This is a genomic window from Thauera sp. 63, assembly GCF_000310165.2.
Classification (GTDB): Bacteria; Pseudomonadota; Gammaproteobacteria; order Burkholderiales; family Rhodocyclaceae; genus Thauera; species Thauera humireducens.
Genome location: NZ_AMXC01000001.1, coordinates 335,518 through 353,903, shown reverse-complemented (window position 1 = coordinate 353,903; position 18,386 = coordinate 335,518). Strand labels below are relative to the sequence as shown.

The window sequence follows — 18,386 nt, the reverse complement described above, 5'->3', positions numbered from 1 at the left end:
TATGACTTCCATCAAGCATTACCTGCAGTTCAAGGACTTCACGCGCGAGGAGTACGACTATGTGTTCGAGCGCGCGAAGTGGATCAAGGACAAGTTCAAGCGCTACGAGCCCTACCACCCGCTGTTCGACCGCACGCTGGTGATGATCTTCGAAAAGGCGAGCACCCGAACCCGCCTGTCGTTCGAGGCAGGCATGCACCAGTTGGGCGGCTCGGCCATCTACCTCAACACCCGCGACTCGCAGCTCGGGCGCGGCGAGCCGGTGGAGGATGCGGGGCAGGTGATCTCGCGCATGAGCGACCTGGTGATGATCCGCACCTTCGAGCAGGACATCGTCGAGCGCTTTGCCGCCAATTCGCGTGTGCCGGTCATCAACGGCCTGACCAACGAATACCATCCGTGCCAGATCCTGGCCGACATCTTCACCTTCATCGAGCATCGTGGCTCGATCCAGGGCAAGACGGTGGCCTGGGTCGGCGACAGCAACAACATGTGCAACACCTGGCTGCAGGCGGCCGAAGTGCTGGACTTCAACGTCCACGTATCGACCCCGCCGGGCTACGAGGTCGAACCCGAGCGCGCAGGGCTCTACGGCACCGGCCACTTCGAGCAGTTCGCCGACCCGATGGATGCCTGCCGCGGCGCCGACCTGGTGACCACGGACGTGTGGACCTCGATGGGTTTCGAGGCCGAGAACGAGGCGCGCATGAAGGCTTTCGCCGACTGGTGCGTGGATGCCGAGATGATGTCGGTGGCCAACAAGGACGCTGTCTTCATGCACTGCCTGCCTGCGCACCGCGGCGAGGAAGTGACCGCCGAAGTCATGGATGGACCGCAGTCGGTGGTGTGGGACGAGGCCGAGAATCGTCTCCACGCGCAGAAGGCCCTGATGGAATACCTGATGCTCGGGCAGATCAAGGTCTGATCCGGTCCGGCGACAATTACGGTGCGCACGGGCGTGCGCGCCGGCAACACAGCAGAAAACAGGAAAACAGCATGAGCGACGTCAAGAAAGTAGTGCTCGCCTACTCCGGCGGGCTGGACACTTCGGTCATCCTGAAGTGGCTGCAGGACACTTACCAGTGCGAAGTGGTCACCTTCACCGCCGACCTCGGGCAGGGCGAAGAGCTCGAGCCCGCGCGCACCAAGGCGCTCAAGTTCGGTATCAAGCCCGAGAACATCTTCATCGACGACCTGCGCGAGGAGTTCGTGCGCGACTTCGTCTTCCCGATGTTCCGCGCCAACACCATCTACGAGGGCGAGTACCTGCTCGGCACCTCGATTGCGCGTCCGCTGATCGCCAAGCGCCAGATCGACATCGCGCGCGCCACTGGCGCTGACGCCGTGTCGCACGGCGCTACCGGCAAGGGCAACGACCAGGTCCGCTTCGAGCTCGGCTACTACGCGCTGATGCCCGGCGTGAAGGTCATCGCTCCGTGGCGCGAGTGGGACCTGCTGTCGCGCGAGAAGCTGCTGGCCTACGCCGAGAAGCACGGCATCCCCATCGAGATGAAGCACAAGCAGGGCGGCTCGCCCTATTCGATGGACGCCAATCTGCTGCACATCTCCTTCGAGGGTCGCCACCTCGAGAACCCCGCCGCCGAGGCCGAGGAGTCGATGTGGCGCTGGACGGTGTCGCCCGAAGCGGCGCCGGACGCCGCCGAGTACGTCGATCTGGAGTTCGAGAAGGGCGATCTGGTCGCCATCAACGGCACTCGCATGAAGGCGCACGAACTGCTCGCCAAGCTCAACGAGCTGGGTGGCAAGCACGGCATCGGTCGCCTTGATCTGGTCGAGAACCGCTACGTCGGCATGAAGAGCCGCGGTTGCTACGAGACCCCGGGCGGCACCATCCTGCTGCGTGCCCACCGTGCCATTGAATCGATCACGCTTGACCGCGAAGTCGCCCACCTCAAGGACGACCTCATGCCGCGCTACGCCAGCATGATCTACAACGGCTACTGGTGGAGCCCCGAGCGCCAGGCCATCCAGGCGCTGATCGACAACACCCAGCAGAGCGTCAATGGCTGGGTGCGCCTCAAGCTCTACAAGGGCAACGTCATCGTCACCGGGCGCGACTCGAAGACCGATTCGCTGTTCGATCCGACGATCGCCACCTTCGAGGACGACCAGGGCGCCTACAACCAGAAGGACGCGCACGGCTTCATCCGCCTCAACGCCCTGCGCATGCGCATCGCGGCCAACGCCAAGGCGAAGCGCGACTAAGTAAGCGGCTCAAGTCGCAAAGCTCTTTGGAAACGGTGATGGACAACGAGATACTGATCTTCGGCCTGACGATGGCCGAGTTCGAGGACATTTCACTCAAGGTCTGCTTCACGGCCCTGATCCTCTACATGTTGTTCATCATCGGCAACCTCGCCAAGGAGTCCAAGGCGGGCAAGTACGGCGCGATGTGGATGTTCATCGGCCTCGGCCTGGGCTTCATCGGCTTCGTCGCCAAGGGCTTCATCCAGAGGCTGCTTGGAATCGAATAGAAAAGGATCGTTTGATGAGCATCACCGAAAAGCTCGACGGCGTGGCCGTCACCACCAAGGCCAACGTCTATTTCGACGGCAAGTGCGTCAGCCACAGCGTCCGTTTCGCCGACGGCACGGGCAAGTCGGTCGGGGTGATCCTGCCGGCTGCGCTGACCTTCAATACCGGCGCGCCCGAAGTCATGGAAGGCGTGGCAGGCAGCTGCCGCGTCCGCCTCAAGGGTGAGGCGGAATGGAAGACCTACGGGGCCGGCGAATCCTTCGACGTGCCGGGCAACTCGAGCTTCGACATCGAGGTGTCGGGCGAGCCGTATCACTACATCTGCCACTTCGGCTGAGCACGCGGGAGGAGGGGAGCGATGCCGTCATTCGACATCATGTCCGAGGTCGACCAGCCTTCGCTGCGCAACGCGGTGGAGCAGGCGAACCGCAAGATCGATGGCCGCCACGACTTCAAGGGTACCAGCGCCAAGATCGAACACGCCGAGAAACTGCTCACCCTCTACGGTGACAGCGATTTCCAGCTCGACCAGATCAAGACCATCCTGCTGCCGGAGATGACCAAGAAGAACGTCGACGTCCGCTGCCTCGACTACGGCGACGTGCAGAAGATCTCCGGCAACAAGGTCAAGCAGGAAGTGAAGGTGCGCGTCGGCGTCGATCAGGATCTGGCGAAGAAGATCGTCAAGCTGTTGAAGGACAGCAAGATGAAGGTGCAGGCTGCCATCCAGGGCGACGCCGTGCGCGTGTCCGGCGCCAAGCGTGATGTCCTGCAGGAGGCGATTGCGCTGGTGAAGAAGCAGATCACCGACTTTCCACTGCAGTACGGCAACTTCCGGGATTGACTGCCTCGTAACCGTCAGGCTGCAGCGCATTCTCCAGACAGGCTTCGTCCGGCCGACGAGGCCTGTTTCATTTTGAACTCGATCAGTCGCAGCAGGCGCTCGTCGCCGAGTTTCTGCGCCAGCGACAGCGCGGTCGCGCCGTCGCGTCGGCTGGCAAACACGTCCGCGCCCTGTTCGATCAGTGCGAAAGCGATGTCGGGCGTGCCGCCGGTGATCGAGAGGAGTAGCGGCGTGTTACCCAGCGGGTCACGCACGTTGATGTGAGCCCCTTTCTTCAGCAGCAGGTCGACCGTATTGCGGTAGCCGCTCGTCGGTTTTCCGCACGCTACAAGCAACGGGGTGAGTCCGAGTCGATCCCTCGCGTTCGGGTCGGCCCCTGCGCTCAACAGAATCTGCGAGATGATGGTCAGGCCGCGTTTCAGCGCCGTAATCAGCGGAGGCGTGCCGTCCTCGGCGGTAAGGTTCACGTTGAAGTTGGAACGAACGAACAGATCGATGACCTGCTGGTCGCCTTCTTCCAGGAAGTGAAAGAAGTTCTTGGGCAGGAAGGCGATACCGCGCGCGGTCAGATCATGCATTGCGTGCTCCTTGCTCTCCGCCGCCTTGAAGGTCTCCAGCTCGCGCGCGTCCCGCAGGCGGATGATGTCCGCCAGCACGTCAGGCGGAAAGCCTTTGCGGCCCCCGCGCTTGTCGATGAGCAGGTCGCTGAAGTAGTCGTGGATCTGGGGGGTGTCCCACAATGCCTCGATCTTGATCAGGATCCGCTCGAAATCGCGTTCAAGGCTCGAGGGGTAACTCGTGCCCATGAAGGCGAAAAATTCATTTTTCATAAAAAGAGAACTTCAGGTGACGATCTCTTTTTACGTTGATTTTATTCTTTTGTATAACCCTACCCATACTGGGGCGTGATGTGGGTCACGACCTGCGGTCATCCACAGCAATGCCCTCCGGCGTACTGTTCTGGCGGGCGTAAGATGAAAGTGGAAATGAAGGATTACAGGAGTCGATCATGGATGTAAGCGCTATTGCTGCGGCGGCCAGCGCCAATGCCGCAACTAAGGTCCAGGCCGAAGCGTCGGTCAGGGTGCTGAAGATGGCGATGGACCTGCAGGCCGAGAGTGCGCTGCAGTTGCTTCAGACTATTCCTGCGGTGGCTGCACCTGCACCGGCGGTCGGAAGTACGGCGGGTGGGGTGGTGGATACGTGGGCTTGAGGGGGCGACTGTCTTTGCTGTGAGTCTTCTTACGCCGCTGGTCCCGGTCGTCATTCCGTTCGTCTCCGAGGCGTACGGAAGCGAGTCGAAAAAGAATACAGTCCAGTCACCATTAAAGGACCGGGACATGAAGAGAGCTCAAGGTTTCAGCCTGATCGAACTGATGATCGTGGTTGCCGTCATCGGTATTCTCGCGGCGGTGGCGGTGCCTCAATACAACCAGTACATCCTCAAGAGCAAGCTTGCCGAGGCGCGTGCGGAGCTTTCCGATGCACGGGTGCGGATGGAGCGCTATTTTCAGGACAATCGGCGCTATAACAACGCAGCCGACGAGTGTGGTGTGGATATCAACGCCTTCGGTGAGAAGCGGTATTTCGGTTATGTATGCGCCGTGGTCGATGCTGATGGTGACGACTGGGCGGAGGGTTACACGGTCACGGCGACTGGTATCGCAGCCCAAGGTACTGCGAACTTCGCATTCACCATCAATCAGGACAATGACAAGGTCACGACCAGCGTACCTGCGGACTGGACGATCAACGCAGGCTGCTGGGTGACCGGGCCGGGGGGAGGATGCTAAGCCAACGCCAAGGCGCCAAAGGCGTCACCCTGATCGAGTTGATGGTCGGCATCGCGATCCTGACAATTCTGTTCGGCATCGCAGTGCCCAACTTCCGCGTCTGGATCCAGAACGGAAAGGTCCGCACTGCGGCAGAGTCCATCCAGAACGGTCTGCAGGTCGCCCGGGTGGAGGCCATCCAGCGTAACCGGCGGGTTCAGTTCGACCTTCGTGATGGCTCGTCCTGGACCGTTTGTCTTCAGCCCACCCCCGCCGGCTCGTGCCCGGATCCCGATGGTGCAACCACGATTCAGAGCCGTTCGGCGGACGAGGGTTCGTCGGATGCAGTGACGGTTGATGTCGAGGTTGGTGCAGTGCCCATCGTGTTCGATCCTTCGGGCAGGGCGCCCGGAAATGCCGCGGAGTTCCTGATCGACACGACGGCACTCGCTGAAGACGAAAGTCGGCAGTTGCGCGTGATCGTCAGTACGAGCGGCAGCATCCGCATGTGCGAAGACACGCTTCCCGCGGACGATCTGAGGTCTTGCCCACCATGAGCACAGTAAAGATGATGCGTGCGCTGCCGCAGGGCAGGCACATTGCCAAGGCGGAACAGTGGGGCATGGCCCTGCTCGAGGCGCTGATTGCCCTGCTGATCTTTTCGATCGCAGTGCTTGGCCTGGTTGGTATCCAAGCCAATATGGTGACGAATACCACCGAGGCTCAGTTCCGCAGCATTGCGACCTATATCGCGCAGCAGAAGATTGGTCGGATCTGGGCGAACCCATCGGAAACCGAGCGAGCGGGTCTGATCGCTGAAGAAACCGTTCAGGCCATCGATCAAAGTCTTCTGCCTTCCGGTTTCTCCACCGTTTCTGCCCCAGAGGGTGGAATGTTGAGGGTTACTGTCACTTGGGGAGTGTCTGAATGTCGACACCGGGCACAGATTCAGGATTCGGACGATGTTCCAGATGGATGTGAGGCTGAATGCTTGGATGACGACGGGAACAACGTTTGCTCGGGAAGCCGTGAGAACAACGTGACCATCGATGCACGCGTGATGGAAGGGGATGAATCGTGAGCGACCGGAGTTCTGCTGCGCTGAATCGATCCTCGGGTTTCACGCTGGTCGAGATCATGGTCGGCATGGTCGTGGCCTTGCTCGCCTTGCTTGTGATCATGCAGGTGTTCGGCAGCTTCGAAGGCCAGAAGCGGATGACGACCGGGACGGCCGATGCGCAGACCAACGGGGCGCTCGCCTTGCAGTCGGTATTGCGGGAGACGCAACTCGCGGGGTTCGGCATTTCCGCGTTTGACAGGCGGGTCGGGCCGCTAGAGTGCACGACTGCGGAGAATGCCAGCATTGCCTTAGGCGTCTTCAGCATGGCGCCTGTGGAGGTAGCGAACGAGGTCTCCGCTGGCGGTGACAGACTCACCGTCCGGTATGGCGGCTCAATGTCGGGCGGTGTTGCCACGCGCATTACGTCGATCTCCGGGAATCAGCTCTCGGTCGACAGCAATCTGGGATGCCGGGTCGGTGACACCGCGGTGGTTTCGAATGGTGGCGACACCTGCTTCGTCGTGAGCGTCGATAGCCTGGATGCGGGCGCGCCCCCGGCCGTGCCTCCGAAGATCAATCTCGAAAATCCCGTGACGCCGGGGGTGTCGCTGGGCAGTTTGCCGACGGCGAACGCCTTTGTGTCGTGCATGGGGCAATACCGCGAAGTGACATTTGAGGTGGACGGCGATCGCCTCGAACGGGACGGCGAGGAGGTTGCTTCGGGAATCGTGAATATGCAAGTGCAGTACGGCATCACGGCTACGCCTGTTGATACACAGATCACGCAATGGGTTGACTCGAACGATGAATGGGCGAACCTGAGCAACGAGGGTGCAACGGATATCGACCGGCGGAAACGGATCAAGGCTGTACGTGTGGCAATCGTGGCCCGCAATCCGTTGCGTGATGCGGAAGTCGTGTCTCAGGCGTGCGTCCAGCCCGCAGATCTGACGGATCCGGCAATTGGCGTATGCGCCTGGAAGAACGAAGCCGGGTCCCCGGCGCCCGTGATCGATCTGTCGGGCACTGCAGATTGGGATCGTTACCGGTATCGGGTCTTCGAGACCATCATTCCGCTTCGCAATGTAGTGTGGGCGCGGGAGGCAATGTGATGAGAATGCGCCTGGCAGAGTTTCCAGTGCACACGCGGTTTGGGCGTCGAGCCAGACAGCGTGGGGTTGTGCTGCTGATCACCCTGATCGCCCTGGTTACGCTGGCATTAGCCGCGCTCGCGCTAGTGCGCTCGGTGGATACGAACATCATTGTCGCGGGCAACGTCTCCCTGAAACAGGCGGCGACGCTGACGGCTGACAATGGGGTCGAGTCGGCAATCGCATGGCTGAACCAGATCGAGGTGGCACCAGGGATCGAGCACTTCAACAACGATGACGCCGACGATGCCTATTACGCGACTTCGGACGATTTCGATCCCCTGAACGATGCCACCTGGAACGGCGGCGTTACGGTCGCCGTGGCAACAGGAACGGGGATCGATGGCGGGCGTGATCTGTCCGGCAACCGCATCCGTTATGTCATTCAGCGCCTGTGCTCCGAAGCGGGCGAACCCGACGTCAACAACTGCCTGATCGTCGAAGGCGAATCCGACACGAGTTCGATGCGCGTCATGGACGACCCGCCTCCGAGCGAACCGCCGCTGAGTCCGATCTACCGCATCACCGCCCGTGTCGACGGGCCGCGCAATACCGTCAGCTACGTTCAAGCATTCGTTTATTGAGAGCACATCATGAAAGCCACCGCTCTGCACAAGTTCATGCGCTCGGCCGCATCAGGCCTCGTTCTGGCGGCGACATTGCTGGTGCCGCACGCGGTACGTGCGGAGATCGTCGATCTGGCGACCTCGCCGTTGGCGAATGCGACCACGACCAACGTGCGTCCCAATCTGATGTTCGTGCTCGACAACTCCGGCAGTATGAACTGGGATTACATGCCCGACCTTGTGGTTGACTCGAACTACTGCAAGGGCAGTGGCACCGGCACATCCTTGCGTTGTTGTCGGACGGCCGGCGGGACCAACCTCAGTTCCTCGACACGGACCAGCACGTGCCTGCCATCCTCGTCGGCGACTGACCTGCGGGGAATGCCACCTTTTTACTCGGCAGACTTCAACAAGATCTACTACGACCCGACTGTCACATACTCGCCGCCCTTCAATCATGATGCAACCGAGCGAACGAGCTACAGCGGTACGAGCAATGTGCCCCTCGACGGCTATGGCGTGCAGACGAGTTCGACCCTCAACCTCGTGAGCAATTATCCCGACGTCGAATGGTGCACCGATTCGACTTACACGGATTGCCTTCGCAACGGTGATTACCTGCTGCCGGGCGTTGTAGACGGCAAGTCCTACACGACGATGCGCGCGACGACGGCGAGCGGCACACGCACGTTTGCGGTCGGGACAGTGGATGCGCCTACGACGGAAACGCGCACAGCGGGCCCCTTCTACTACGTGATGGTTCCCGGCGAGTACTGCACGGACAACGACCTGACCAATTGCGTTGCGGCGACCGGCCCGTCGGCCACACATCCTGTCCCGGCGAAGCTTCGCTGGTGTCGCAATTCAGATCGTACTGATTGCCGGGCGACACAGAGTTCGACTTACAACTATCCGCGCTACCCGACGATCGTCACAGCGGGCGCAACCGGGGCTTCGGCGAGCACGGCTACATTCTCCGTAAGCGGGGTTGGGCGTAGTAGCGCAACGGGCGTCAACGCAACGTGCGACGGTCGGTCGAACGTTGTCGCGGTTACGAGTATTCGTGTGAGCAGTGGTGCTGAGCTCCTGTCGGATTCCTTCACGTATTGCAACTCGAACAGTAATTCCGGGACCCGAAATAGAGGCTTGGCACAAGCAATTGCAGATCGGATTTCGAGCGGCTTCAGCGGAACTCGGTCCAGCAATGACGTCACGGTTACCGCCCCGGACGGCTCATACAACGGTCAGTCTTTGCTCTACACCATCTCGGGGGCGTCGCTCTCTTCGGCTACGTTCGCCGGTGGAGCGCCTGCGAGTCCGCCTGTATTCGTGCCTGGCGCGTTCACCCGGATCGACATTGTCTCAGGTGCCACTTACGGCAATATCGTCGTCGACGGCACGACTGTAGTCGACCGCAGCCGACGGACCGATTGCGCCGCTGCGCCGAATTGCACCTACGAGGAGGAACTTCGCAATTTTGCGAATTGGTTCGCTTGGTACCGCACGCGGATGCAGTCCATGAAAACTTCCGTCAGCCGGGCCTTCGTAACGATCGACAGCACGTATCGTGTCGGTTTCTACACGTTGAACAACCGAACTTCCAACTACCTCCAGATCGATAACTTCTCCGCGGGTACGGACGCACATAAGGACACCTGGTATGACCGCCTGTTCGATGCCTATCCCGACGGCGGTACGCCGTTACGTTCGGCTCTGGCCAACGTCGGTAGGATCTATGCGGGCTTGGGTTCCGATGATCCGGTCCAGTATTCGTGCCAGCAGAACTTTTCGCTGGTGACGACGGACGGTTATTGGAACGGAGACACTGGTAGCACGGACATTCGCAATGTTGCAGGATCGTCCGTCGGCAATCAGGATGGTGGCACGACCGAGCGTCCATACTACGAGGGGCCCACTGCGAGTTCGAACAGTCTTGCGGACATTTCGAAGTACTACTACGAGACTGACCTTCGCACCGAGGATCTAGGCAATTGTACGGGTTCGATTGCGGGTGAGGATCTGTGCAAAAACAATGTGTTCACCAGTGGCGACGACAATAATCCGAAGCAGCACATGACCACCTTCACCCTCGGCCTGGGGGTGGACGGAGAGTTGCGCTACCGAAGCGACTACAAGACCGCGACGACCGGCGACTACTGGAACATCCTGAACGGTCTCGGCACGCCGCAAGCGAACTGGCCGGTGCCCGCGGCTGATAGCCCGCGCGCTGTGGATGATCTGTGGCATGCCGCGGTCAGTGGTCGGGGGACTTACTTCAGCGCCGGGAACCCGACAGAGCTTTCCAATGGCCTGCGTAGTGCGCTGTCCGAAATGCGTGTTCGGGTCGGTGCGGGCGCCGCAGCCGCGACCAGTACGCTGTCACCGGTGGCGGGTGACAACTTCGCTTACGTCGCGAGTTACACGACCGTCAAGTGGACCGGGAACCTCGAGGCACGGGAAATCGATCTGGACACCGGTGCGGTTGGTCTTGCTCCGCTCCATTGCGTCGAGAACGTTTCTGGATCTGAAGGCATCGCTCCATGCACGGGAACGATGGCGGGGAAGGTGGCTGCCTCTACGGACACGCGAACCATCTACACGAGTGGCAGTGGTGGTCTGGTGAGTTTCACCTACGACAACCTCACCGCGACCCAGCAGAGCTACTTCGACGCGTCGACCCTGAGTCAGTGGGGAGACCTGACTGAGGCCCAGCAGGCGCAGGCCACCGGGGCTAACCTCGTCAATTACCTGCGAGGCCAATATGGCTTCGAAATGCGGCCGGATAACGCAGTCGACAACCAGGTCTTCCGTAGGCGCGACGCGGTGCTGGGTGATCTTGTCGAATCAACGCCGAATTACGTTGGCAGGCCGAAGTTCAGCTACACCGACCCGGGCTATGAGGCGTTCAAGACCGCGAATGCGTCACGTGGCGGCACGATTTATGTCGGATCGAACGACGGCATGTTGCACGCGTTCAACTCTGCGGATCTCACCGAGCGCTGGGCGTATGTCCCGAGCATGGTGATTCCGTACCTGTCGCTGCTTGCGGACCAGAATTACGGCACCCTGCATCGCTACTATGTGAACGGTGCGCCGGTCGTATCCGATATCTGCACGGCGAATTGCACCGATGCCGCATCGGCCGTGTGGAAGACGGTGCTGATCGGTGGTCTTAACGGCGGAGGTCGGGGCTATTTCGCACTCGACGTGACCAACCCGGACTCTCCGGCGCTCCTTTGGGAGTTCACCGTTGAGGACGATGACGACCTGGGCTACAGCTTCGGCAATCCCGTCGTGACCAAACTGGAAGGCGGGCAATGGGTCGTGGCCCTGACTTCGGGCTACAACAATGCCGGTGGCACGAACGCGGGAGAGGGCTTCCTGTACGTGCTCGATGCCTGGACGGGCGCTGTCGTGCGCAAGATTGGCACCGGTGTCGGGAGTTCGACCAATCCGAGCGGGCTGTCGCGTATTGCGGTCTGGGTCGACGACCTGAGTCGAAACAACACGGCAGGCTATACCTACGGCGGAGACCTGCTTGGTAACGTTTGGCGCTTTGATCTCAATAGCGGTGAGGAAACGGGTGTGAACCCCCTCAAGTTTGCGACGCTGTTTTCCGATTCAGCGGCAACCGAGCCTCAGCCGATCACCACGCGGCCGGAGTTGGGCAGGCTGAATGGCAAGCGGATGATCTTCATCGGTACCGGCAAGTACCTCGAGGTGACGGACCTGAGTGATACGCAGGTCCAGTCGCTGTATGGGATCAAGGATGACGACGAGACGACGACCTTGGTCAATCCGCGAACTTCGCTGGTACAGCAGAGCTTTACCGAAACGGAGGCGGCAACGCGTATCGGTACGAGCAACCCGGTACCGTCCAGTGCGCGCGGGTGGTATGTGGACCTCCCAGACGATGGGGAGCGTCAGAACGTCGCCTCCGAACTCGTCAGTGGAGTGTTGATCGTGCCGACTACAGTGCCGACGACGACCGCTTGCGAGCCTGGCGGATACAGTTGGCTCAACTTCCTCGATTACAGAACCGGAGGCCCCGTGCCGACCTGGACGCGGGTGTCGACGCGCTTCAGTGCACCGATCGTCGGTATCAACATCGTCTATATCGATGGCAAGCCGAAGGTTTCGGTGGTGAAGGCCGACAATCCCACGCCAGAAATCGTGCCCACCGAGGAGTTCCCTGGTGGTGGGGCAGCGTTTCAGAGCAAGCGGGCCGTCTGGCGGGAGGTGATTCAGTGAGGCTTGAGTTGCCCCACTTGATGCAACGGATCGGCGGCCCGCTGGCTGCCGGCGCAGTCCTCTGCAGCGGAAGTGTCTTGGCGAGCGATGTCGGTCTGTCGGGTGTGTTCGGTGATCGCGCGGTGATCGTGACCGGTGATGACCGCTTACATACCTTGAGGGTGGGGCAGTTGACGCCGGATGGCGTGCGATTGATCTCGGTCAGGGGAGACTCCGCTGTTGTTGAGATTGACGGAAAGCGGCAGACCCTTGCGCTGGGGCAGCGGGTAGTCAGCAAGAGTTCACCGGATGAACGCGTGCGCATCGTCATCGAAGGTGACAGCCGCGGTCACTTCGTCGTGCCGGGCACGGTCAATGGCGCGTCGATGCGCTTCCTGGTCGATACGGGCGCAACCTCTGTGTCGTTGAGTGCCGCCGATGCGCAGCGCGCCGGAATCGACTACAAGAAGGGGCTACGCGGCCAGAGCAATACCGCGAATGGCATTGCACCCATCTGGATCGTCAAACTGAACTCGATTCGTGTCGGAGGCATCGAACTCTCGGGCGTCGATGCTGCGGTCCACGAAAGCGAGATGCCTTTCGTTCTTCTGGGCATGAGTTTCTTGAACCGCATGCAGATGACCCGGGACGGCAGCCGTCTCGTACTGGAGCGACGCTATTGACTGAAGGTGCGAGCTTGAGAGACGAGGATCAAGGAACATGGCCGTAACAATGGCTAAGCAACTTGAGCAGTTGCGTTCACTCCTTGCACTGCCTGGAGATCGCCCCCGGAACGGCGATTGGCCCGAGATGCTTGATGGCAGCCACCATAAACCGGCAGCGGTGCTTGTGCCCCTTGTGATGGGCCGCGCTGATCCCGCGATTCTCCTCACCCGCCGTACCGACCATCTCCACCACCATCCGGGCCAGATCAGCTTCCCGGGTGGCCGTGTCGAGGCGCAGGATTCGACGCCTGTTGACACCGCACTTCGTGAGACCGAGGAAGAAATCGGTCTCGACCGTCGCCACGTCGAGTTGCTTGGCGCCTTGCCTGACTATTACACCGGCACGGGATTTCGCGTGACGCCTGTGGTCGGGCTTGTGCATCCGCCGTTCGAACTCCAACTGGATGCGTTCGAGGTGGCGGAGGCCTTCGAGGTGCCGTTGGGACATTTTCTCGACCCGGCCAACCATCAACGCCATAGTCTGGTGCACGAGGGGCGAGAAAGACAGTTCCACGCCATGCCTTACAAGGACTACTTCATCTGGGGTGCGACTGCTGGGATCCTCATGTCCTTGTACCGTCTGCTGAGGGAGCCGGAGCGTTGATACAGAGACCTCAAGGGGCGATCTGAAACGCCTTGTTCACGGGTGTTGGCGCCCGTCGTGCGCACGAGCTGTCATTGGCAGTTGTGGTATCTTGGATGAAACAGATTCCGAGTCCCTTCCTCGTTCCCCGGTTGCTGCATGACGCTCTTCTCGCTGATCATTGCCCTGCTGCTCGAGCAGGTGCGCCCGTTACCGGTCAAACACGTTGTGCTCGACCCGCTCGCGACCTTGTCGGGCGCCTTGGTGCGTCGCTTTAATGACGGACAGGCGCAACATGGACGAATGGCATGGGCTCTGGTCGTCATAATCGGGACGGGCGGTACGGCGCTGCTTCATTACCTTCTTTGGGAAGTACATCCGGCGCTCGCGTTTGCGTTCAACGTGGCGGCGCTTTATCTGACGATGGGCTTTCGTCAGGAGAGTCATTTCTTCACCGACATCCACCTGGCCTTGCGGATGGGGGAACTCGACCGGGCGCGGACCCTGCTCGGAGAGTGGCGGGGAGGCAGCTATCGGGATGCGAGTTCGAGCGAGGTGGCGCGCCTGACAATCGAACAGGCGCTGGTGGCAGCGCACCGCAACGTGTTCGGCGTGGCTTTCTGGTTCGTGATTCTGCCGGGCCCGAGCGGCGCTGTGATGTATCGACTGGCGCGTTTCTTCGCCGAGGACTGGGGGCGGCGTACCGACCCCGAGTTCGGCGAGTTTGGCCGCTTCGCGCGCAGGGCGTTCGAGGTGATCGACTGGTTGCCGGTGCGACTCACCGCGGCCTCGTTCTCGATCGTTGGTAACTTCGAGGATGCAATCTACTGTTGGCGCACGCAGGCCGTGCTGTGGCCCGACAGATCGTCGGCTATACTGCTTTCAAGTGGCGGGGGAGCGCTGGGCGTCAGACTTGGCATGCCCATCCATGAGTCCGGTGAGATCGTCGACCGACCTGAACTGGGGCAGGGCGACGAAGCCGACGCTGACCACATGCAAAGCACGGTAGGCCTGGTGTGGCGGGCGCTGCTGGTGTGTTTGTTCATGCTTGCCCTGCTTGGCCTAGCCGGCTGGGTGGGCGGGTAAGATTTCGATTTCCTAGGAGGGAGTTCGCATGGCAAACCGTGAAGTCGTTGTTCTGAGTGCTGTTCGTTCCGCTGTCGGCGGTTTTGGTGGTTCGCTGAAGGACATGGAGCCGTCGGAGCTTGGCGCCGTCGTCGCCAAGGAAGCGTTTGCCCGTGCGGGTGTGGACCCGAAGGCGGTTTCGTTCGCTGCGGTGGGTAACTGCATTCCGACCGACTCGCGCTACGCCTATGTGGCCCGCGTGGCGACGGTGAACGCTGGCATGTCGATGGACTCGGTGGCGTTTGCGGTCAATCGGCTGTGCGGTTCGGCGCAGCAGGCCATCGTCAGCGCCTCGCAGGCGATCATGCTGGGCGATGCGGACTATGCGATCGGCGGTGGCGTCGAAGTGATGTCGCGCGGCGCGTATCTGCTGCCGGCGCTGCGTAGCGGTGCGCGCATGGGTGACACCAAGGCGATCGATGCCATGGTGGCCGTGCTGACCGACCCGTTCGGCGTGGGTCACATGGGCATCACTGCGGAGAACCTGTGCTCCAAGTGGGGCATCTCGCGTGAAGAGCAGGATGCCTTTGCGCTGGAGTCGCAAAAGCGTGCTGCGGCCGCAATCGCCGAAGGGCGCTTCAAGGACCAGATCGTCCCGATCACCTTCGAGACGCGCAAAGGCACCGTGGTGTTCGACACCGATGAGCATCCGCGCATGACCACGATGGAAGCGCTGGGCAAGATGAAGCCGGCGTTCAAGAAGGATGGTTCGGTAACCGCCGGCAACGCCTCGGGCATCAATGACGCCGCCGCCTTCCTGGTGCTGGCCGACGCCGCCAAGGCTGCCGCTGCCGGCCAGAAGCCGATCGCCCGCCTGGTGTCCTATGCCATTGCCGGCGTGCCGAACGATGTGATGGGCGAAGGCCCGATTCCGTCGACCAAGCTCGCGCTGCAGCGCGCTGGCCTGAAGCTCGACCAGATGGACGTGATCGAGTCGAACGAAGCCTTTGCGGCCCAGTCGATCGCGGTCAATCGCGGGCTGGAACTGGATACGAGCAAGGTCAACCCGAACGGTGGCGCCATCGCCTTGGGTCATCCGGTGGGTGCGACCGGCTCGGTGATCATCACCAAGCTGCTGCATGAGCTGATCCGCGTGAATGGCCGCTACGGCCTGGCAACGATGTGTATCGGTGGTGGCCAGGGCATCACGACGGTGTGGGAACGCGTCTAAGCGCGCTCGGTCGACACCACGAAAAAACCGCGCAGCCCATTTGGGCTTGCGCGGTTTTTTTGTTCCTGGCTTGCGAGCTCGCGCCAGCGTGCGCCGGTCAGCCAAGGGGCGTCAGTCTGGATCCTTTTCCAGCTTGATCGATGCCGAGTTGATGCAATAGCGCAGACCGGTGGGCTGCGGCCCGTCTTCGAAGACGTGGCCGAGGTGGGCGCCGCACTGCTGGCAAAGCACTTCGGTGCGTACCATGAAATGGCTGCGGTCGATGGCGGACTCGACGTTGTCGGGTTCAGCGGCCGTCCAGAAGCTGGGCCAGCCGCAACCGGCGTCGAACTTGTGCTCTGAGCGGAATAGCGGGGCGCCGCAGCAGACACAGTTGTAGGCCCCCTTGTCCCAGACGTTCCAGTATTCGCCGGTGAAGGCGCGCTCGGTGCCCTTCTCGCGCGTGACGTGGTACTGCATGTCGCTGAGTTGGGCACGCCATTCGGTGTCCGGTTTTTCGATCTTGCGAGTCATCGTCGTATGCCTGCCTGAGTAAGCGCTTAGTGCAGATGGCGCGGCATTTGTTCCGCGCGATCCTCGGGCATCTCTGCGTGCACGACCTCGCCCTCGGGCGACGGGTACATCGGGGCGCCGCAGTCGTCGCAATACTCGAGCGGGAACTGGTGATCGAGGTGCACGACGTCATTCACGCCACACTCGCGCAGCACGGCTTCGATCTGTGCGGCGCAGTCGGTGCTGTCGTCCTCTGCGCCAAGCAGTGGCCAGACCACGCCATGCACGACCTGGTCGCTGCCGCGCACCGTGATGCCGACGCGGTACTCCTCGAGCTGGCGGTCCCAGAAGGGGGCAATGACTGCGCGAAGGTTGGCGGCCGGCGTTTCGAGCGCGGTGCCGAGGAAGGCCACCGAGGCGCGGATCGAGTAGGGGCGGCTGTCCTTGTCCGCCGCGCGGCTGGCGGCGAAGTAACTCTCGGGCAGCACGAGATCGATGGCGCAACCCGGCAGCAGCGGCGCAAGGCAGGCGCCGCCCTGGGTGCGCCATTGGTCGCGGGCGGTGTCGCGGCTGCCGTCGTCCTCCTGCCAGCGGAAGAGGGCCGCGCCCCGCGGAACGGCGACCGCGGCGAGCAGGTAGCGGGTGTCCGACAGGAACTGCGCTGTCTCGGGCATGCCTTCGGTACTGATCCGCAGGTCGTGGTTGTCCATTGCGGCGGTGCCCAGCACCTTGGCGAACTCTGCCGTGGCGCAGTAGCCCTGCGGCAACTGGTCGGGACTGAAAAGGAAGTCTGCCAGCGCAAGCCGTGCCCCCTTGGCGAGTACGTGCGCCTGCAGATGCACACGAAGGTTCGCCAGGACGGCGGGCGGGATGCTCGAGGCGGGAATGCGGTAGCGAGACCACGCCAGAATGGGGGCTGCGACCAACACCACGTCATGCGTCGAAAAAGCGCCGGCGGCACATTCGGCACGCGACTCGATGAAGTCGGCAAGTTCGTCGTAGGCGCGCGGTTCGGTGCTGTAGAGGTGATCGAGTGCTGCGTTGAGCGCCTCTTCCTCATCGTCGGCGAGATTCGCGTCGATGGTGCTGCTCAGTTGCTGGTCCCAATAGCGGTCTTCGACACGGCTGCCGGATTCGGTCAGTCCGTTGGCGAGCCAGACGAGTCTTTCGGCGATGCGGCCAAGGCCGCCACGGCGCTTGAGGCGCGTTCTTTTCATCGGGATGTCCTGTTGCTGTTGGGGCGTCCGCAGGCGCGGGCGCGACGGATCGTATTGTAGTCGATCGTGCGCGGAAGCCCCGCGCATCAGAATCCGGGGCGGTCGACGCGGACGGTCTGCAGGATCGTTGCGGAGATCTCCTCGATGGATTTCGTGGTCGAGTCGAGCCAGCGGATGTTCTCGCGCCGCATGAGTTTGTGTGCGGCGTCGATTTCGTAGCGACAGTTCTCGAACGAGGCATATCGGCTGTTCGGGCGGCGCTCCTGGCGGATCTGCGACAGGCGTTCCGGCGCGATGGTGAGGCCAAACAGTTTGGTGCGGTACTTGTGCAACTCGCCTGGCAGCTTGTTGCGCTCGAAGTCCTCGGGAATCAGCGGGTAGTTGGCGGCCTTGACGCCGAACTGCATCGCCAGGTAGAGGCTGGTAGGCGTCTTGCCGGAACGCGAGACGCCGACGAGGATCACGTCGGCTTCCGCGAGTTCGCCGTCGCTCGACACGCCGTCGTCGTGCGCCATCGCGAAGTTGATGGCTTCGATGCGGTGCTTGTAGTTGATGCTGTCGGCGATGCCGTGGAAGCGTCCGACAGCATGGGTCGAACGTTGCCCGAGTTCGGTTTCGAGCGGGCCGATGAAGCGTTCGAAGAGATCAAGGAACAGGGCGTCGGCCTTGTGCAGCGCAGCAATCGTGTCGTCGTTCACAAGGGTGCTGAACACGATCGGGCGGACGCCGTCGGCTGCGGCGGCCTCGCGAATCTGCGCCGCACATTCGATGGCCTTGTCGATGTCGTCCACGAACGGCGCACGGACCTGCCTGAACCTGCCTTCAGGAAACTGTGCAAGCAGGCTGTGGCCTAGGGTTTCGGCCGTGATGCCGGTGCCGTCGGAGACGAAGAATACGGTGCGGGTGGGCACTTCACTCATGATGGATACCTGTATGCGCCGGCCGGAGCGGCCG

At 61.6% G+C, this 18,386-nt stretch carries 20 protein-coding genes; 16 read left to right on the top strand and 4 right to left on the bottom strand.

Annotated features, from left to right (window positions below):
- Position 1 precedes the first annotated feature (1 nt).
- The 5 genes from argF to C664_RS01705 all read left to right on the top strand — a co-directional run bounded on the left by argF (position 2) and on the right by C664_RS01705 (position 3,340).
- Positions 2-925, top strand: a complete 924-nt coding sequence (argF, locus tag C664_RS01725) for an ornithine carbamoyltransferase (RefSeq protein ID WP_004251984.1) — start codon at positions 2-4, stop codon at positions 923-925.
- 71 nt (positions 926-996) lie between these two features.
- Entirely contained in the window at positions 997-2,226 is a 1,230-nt protein-coding gene (locus C664_RS01720; protein ID WP_004251980.1) for an argininosuccinate synthase, read from the top strand.
- A 38-nt stretch (positions 2,227-2,264) separates the two neighbouring features.
- Positions 2,265-2,495 (top strand): DUF2788 domain-containing protein, encoded by a 231-nt coding sequence (locus C664_RS01715; protein ID WP_004251977.1) that lies wholly within the window; start codon positions 2,265-2,267, stop codon positions 2,493-2,495.
- Positions 2,496-2,509: 14 nt separating this feature from the next.
- Positions 2,510-2,833, top strand: coding sequence for a pyrimidine/purine nucleoside phosphorylase (gene ppnP / locus C664_RS01710; RefSeq protein ID WP_004251974.1), 324 nt, complete (start codon positions 2,510-2,512; stop codon positions 2,831-2,833).
- 21 nt (positions 2,834-2,854) lie between these two features.
- Positions 2,855-3,340: a YajQ family cyclic di-GMP-binding protein gene (locus tag C664_RS01705; RefSeq protein ID WP_004251971.1), complete on the top strand. Its 486-nt coding sequence runs from the start codon at positions 2,855-2,857 to the stop codon at positions 3,338-3,340.
- Positions 3,341-3,354: 14 nt separating this feature from the next.
- Here the strand turns inward: C664_RS01705 and C664_RS01700 are convergent, their stop codons facing one another.
- Positions 3,355-4,170, bottom strand: a complete 816-nt coding sequence (locus C664_RS01700) for an ankyrin repeat domain-containing protein (RefSeq protein WP_004251969.1) — start codon at positions 4,168-4,170, stop codon at positions 3,355-3,357.
- 179 nt (positions 4,171-4,349) lie between these two features.
- On the opposite strand from C664_RS01700, the gene C664_RS01695 reads away from it, so the two are divergent.
- The 11 genes from C664_RS01695 to C664_RS01645 all read left to right on the top strand — a co-directional run bounded on the left by C664_RS01695 (position 4,350) and on the right by C664_RS01645 (position 15,723).
- A complete protein-coding gene (locus C664_RS01695) occupies positions 4,350-4,553 on the top strand; it encodes a YjfB family protein (protein ID WP_004251968.1) in 204 nt (67 codons plus the stop codon).
- A 127-nt stretch (positions 4,554-4,680) separates the two neighbouring features.
- Positions 4,681-5,133 (top strand): type IV pilin protein, encoded by a 453-nt coding sequence (locus tag C664_RS01690; protein ID WP_004251964.1) that lies wholly within the window; start codon positions 4,681-4,683, stop codon positions 5,131-5,133.
- The gene (locus C664_RS01685; protein WP_004251961.1) at positions 5,127-5,669 is read left to right on the top strand and encodes a GspH/FimT family pseudopilin; all 543 of its coding nucleotides are present in this window, start codon (positions 5,127-5,129) and stop codon (positions 5,667-5,669) included. Before C664_RS01690 ends, C664_RS01685 begins: the two co-directional genes overlap by 7 nt.
- Positions 5,666-6,193, top strand: a complete 528-nt coding sequence (gene pilV, locus C664_RS01680) for a type IV pilus modification protein PilV (RefSeq protein WP_004251958.1) — start codon at positions 5,666-5,668, stop codon at positions 6,191-6,193. The genes C664_RS01685 and pilV overlap by 4 nt, the downstream gene beginning before the upstream one ends.
- Positions 6,190-7,284 carry a PilW family protein gene (locus C664_RS01675; RefSeq protein WP_004251956.1) on the top strand — a complete coding sequence of 365 codons (1,095 nt, stop codon included), beginning with the start codon at positions 6,190-6,192 and terminating at the stop codon, positions 7,282-7,284. The genes pilV and C664_RS01675 overlap by 4 nt, the downstream gene beginning before the upstream one ends.
- A gap of 68 nt (positions 7,285-7,352) precedes the next feature.
- Complete coding sequence (locus C664_RS01670; protein WP_004251954.1) at positions 7,353-7,907, top strand: pilus assembly PilX family protein; 555 nt, start codon at positions 7,353-7,355, stop codon at positions 7,905-7,907.
- A 9-nt stretch (positions 7,908-7,916) separates the two neighbouring features.
- A complete protein-coding gene (locus C664_RS01665) occupies positions 7,917-12,140 on the top strand; it encodes a pilus assembly protein (RefSeq protein WP_004251953.1) in 4,224 nt (1,407 codons plus the stop codon).
- A 20-nt stretch (positions 12,141-12,160) separates the two neighbouring features.
- On the top strand, positions 12,161-12,802 hold the full coding sequence (locus tag C664_RS20200; RefSeq protein WP_038010642.1) for a retropepsin-like aspartic protease family protein: 642 nt from the start codon (positions 12,161-12,163) through the stop codon (positions 12,800-12,802).
- A 127-nt stretch (positions 12,803-12,929) separates the two neighbouring features.
- Positions 12,930-13,448, top strand: coding sequence for a CoA pyrophosphatase (locus C664_RS20195; RefSeq protein ID WP_232435053.1), 519 nt, complete (start codon positions 12,930-12,932; stop codon positions 13,446-13,448).
- Between the two features lie 138 nt (positions 13,449-13,586).
- Positions 13,587-14,513 carry a CobD/CbiB family protein gene (locus C664_RS01650; RefSeq protein WP_004251920.1) on the top strand — a complete coding sequence of 309 codons (927 nt, stop codon included), beginning with the start codon at positions 13,587-13,589 and terminating at the stop codon, positions 14,511-14,513.
- A gap of 28 nt (positions 14,514-14,541) precedes the next feature.
- The gene (locus C664_RS01645; protein WP_004251913.1) at positions 14,542-15,723 is read left to right on the top strand and encodes an acetyl-CoA C-acyltransferase family protein; all 1,182 of its coding nucleotides are present in this window, start codon (positions 14,542-14,544) and stop codon (positions 15,721-15,723) included.
- 111 nt (positions 15,724-15,834) lie between these two features.
- Here C664_RS01645 and msrB read toward each other — a convergent pair whose 3' ends face one another.
- The 3 genes from msrB to ppsR all read right to left on the bottom strand — a co-directional run bounded on the left by msrB (position 15,835) and on the right by ppsR (position 18,352).
- On the bottom strand, positions 15,835-16,236 hold the full coding sequence (gene msrB, locus C664_RS01640) for a peptide-methionine (R)-S-oxide reductase MsrB (RefSeq protein WP_004251912.1): 402 nt from the start codon (positions 16,234-16,236) through the stop codon (positions 15,835-15,837).
- A gap of 26 nt (positions 16,237-16,262) precedes the next feature.
- A complete protein-coding gene (locus C664_RS01635; RefSeq protein ID WP_004251911.1) occupies positions 16,263-17,432 on the bottom strand; it encodes a DUF2863 family protein in 1,170 nt (389 codons plus the stop codon).
- An 86-nt stretch (positions 17,433-17,518) separates the two neighbouring features.
- Positions 17,519-18,352: a posphoenolpyruvate synthetase regulatory kinase/phosphorylase PpsR gene (ppsR, locus tag C664_RS01630; protein ID WP_004251909.1), complete on the bottom strand. Its 834-nt coding sequence runs from the start codon at positions 18,350-18,352 to the stop codon at positions 17,519-17,521.
- Positions 18,353-18,386: the final 34 nt, after the last annotated feature.

Coding starts and splice junctions, on each gene's coding strand:
- argF (WP_004251984.1), top strand. CDS start 2: ATGACTTCCATCAAGCATTACCTGCAGTTCAAGGACTTCACGCGCGAG.
- C664_RS01720 (WP_004251980.1), top strand. CDS start 997: ATGAGCGACGTCAAGAAAGTAGTGCTCGCCTACTCCGGCGGGCTGGAC.
- C664_RS01715 (WP_004251977.1), top strand. CDS start 2,265: ATGGACAACGAGATACTGATCTTCGGCCTGACGATGGCCGAGTTCGAG.
- ppnP (WP_004251974.1), top strand. CDS start 2,510: ATGAGCATCACCGAAAAGCTCGACGGCGTGGCCGTCACCACCAAGGCC.
- C664_RS01705 (WP_004251971.1), top strand. CDS start 2,855: ATGCCGTCATTCGACATCATGTCCGAGGTCGACCAGCCTTCGCTGCGC.
- C664_RS01700 (WP_004251969.1), bottom strand. CDS start 4,170: ATGAAAAATGAATTTTTCGCCTTCATGGGCACGAGTTACCCCTCGAGC.
- C664_RS01695 (WP_004251968.1), top strand. CDS start 4,350: ATGGATGTAAGCGCTATTGCTGCGGCGGCCAGCGCCAATGCCGCAACT.
- C664_RS01690 (WP_004251964.1), top strand. CDS start 4,681: ATGAAGAGAGCTCAAGGTTTCAGCCTGATCGAACTGATGATCGTGGTT.
- C664_RS01685 (WP_004251961.1), top strand. CDS start 5,127: ATGCTAAGCCAACGCCAAGGCGCCAAAGGCGTCACCCTGATCGAGTTG.
- pilV (WP_004251958.1), top strand. CDS start 5,666: ATGAGCACAGTAAAGATGATGCGTGCGCTGCCGCAGGGCAGGCACATT.
- C664_RS01665 (WP_004251953.1), top strand. CDS start 7,917: ATGAAAGCCACCGCTCTGCACAAGTTCATGCGCTCGGCCGCATCAGGC.
- C664_RS20200 (WP_038010642.1), top strand. CDS start 12,161: ATGCAACGGATCGGCGGCCCGCTGGCTGCCGGCGCAGTCCTCTGCAGC.
- C664_RS20195 (WP_232435053.1), top strand. CDS start 12,930: ATGCTTGATGGCAGCCACCATAAACCGGCAGCGGTGCTTGTGCCCCTT.
- C664_RS01650 (WP_004251920.1), top strand. CDS start 13,587: ATGACGCTCTTCTCGCTGATCATTGCCCTGCTGCTCGAGCAGGTGCGC.
- C664_RS01645 (WP_004251913.1), top strand. CDS start 14,542: ATGGCAAACCGTGAAGTCGTTGTTCTGAGTGCTGTTCGTTCCGCTGTC.
- msrB (WP_004251912.1), bottom strand. CDS start 16,236: ATGACTCGCAAGATCGAAAAACCGGACACCGAATGGCGTGCCCAACTC.
- C664_RS01635 (WP_004251911.1), bottom strand. CDS start 17,432: ATGAAAAGAACGCGCCTCAAGCGCCGTGGCGGCCTTGGCCGCATCGCC.
- ppsR (WP_004251909.1), bottom strand. CDS start 18,352: ATGAGTGAAGTGCCCACCCGCACCGTATTCTTCGTCTCCGACGGCACC.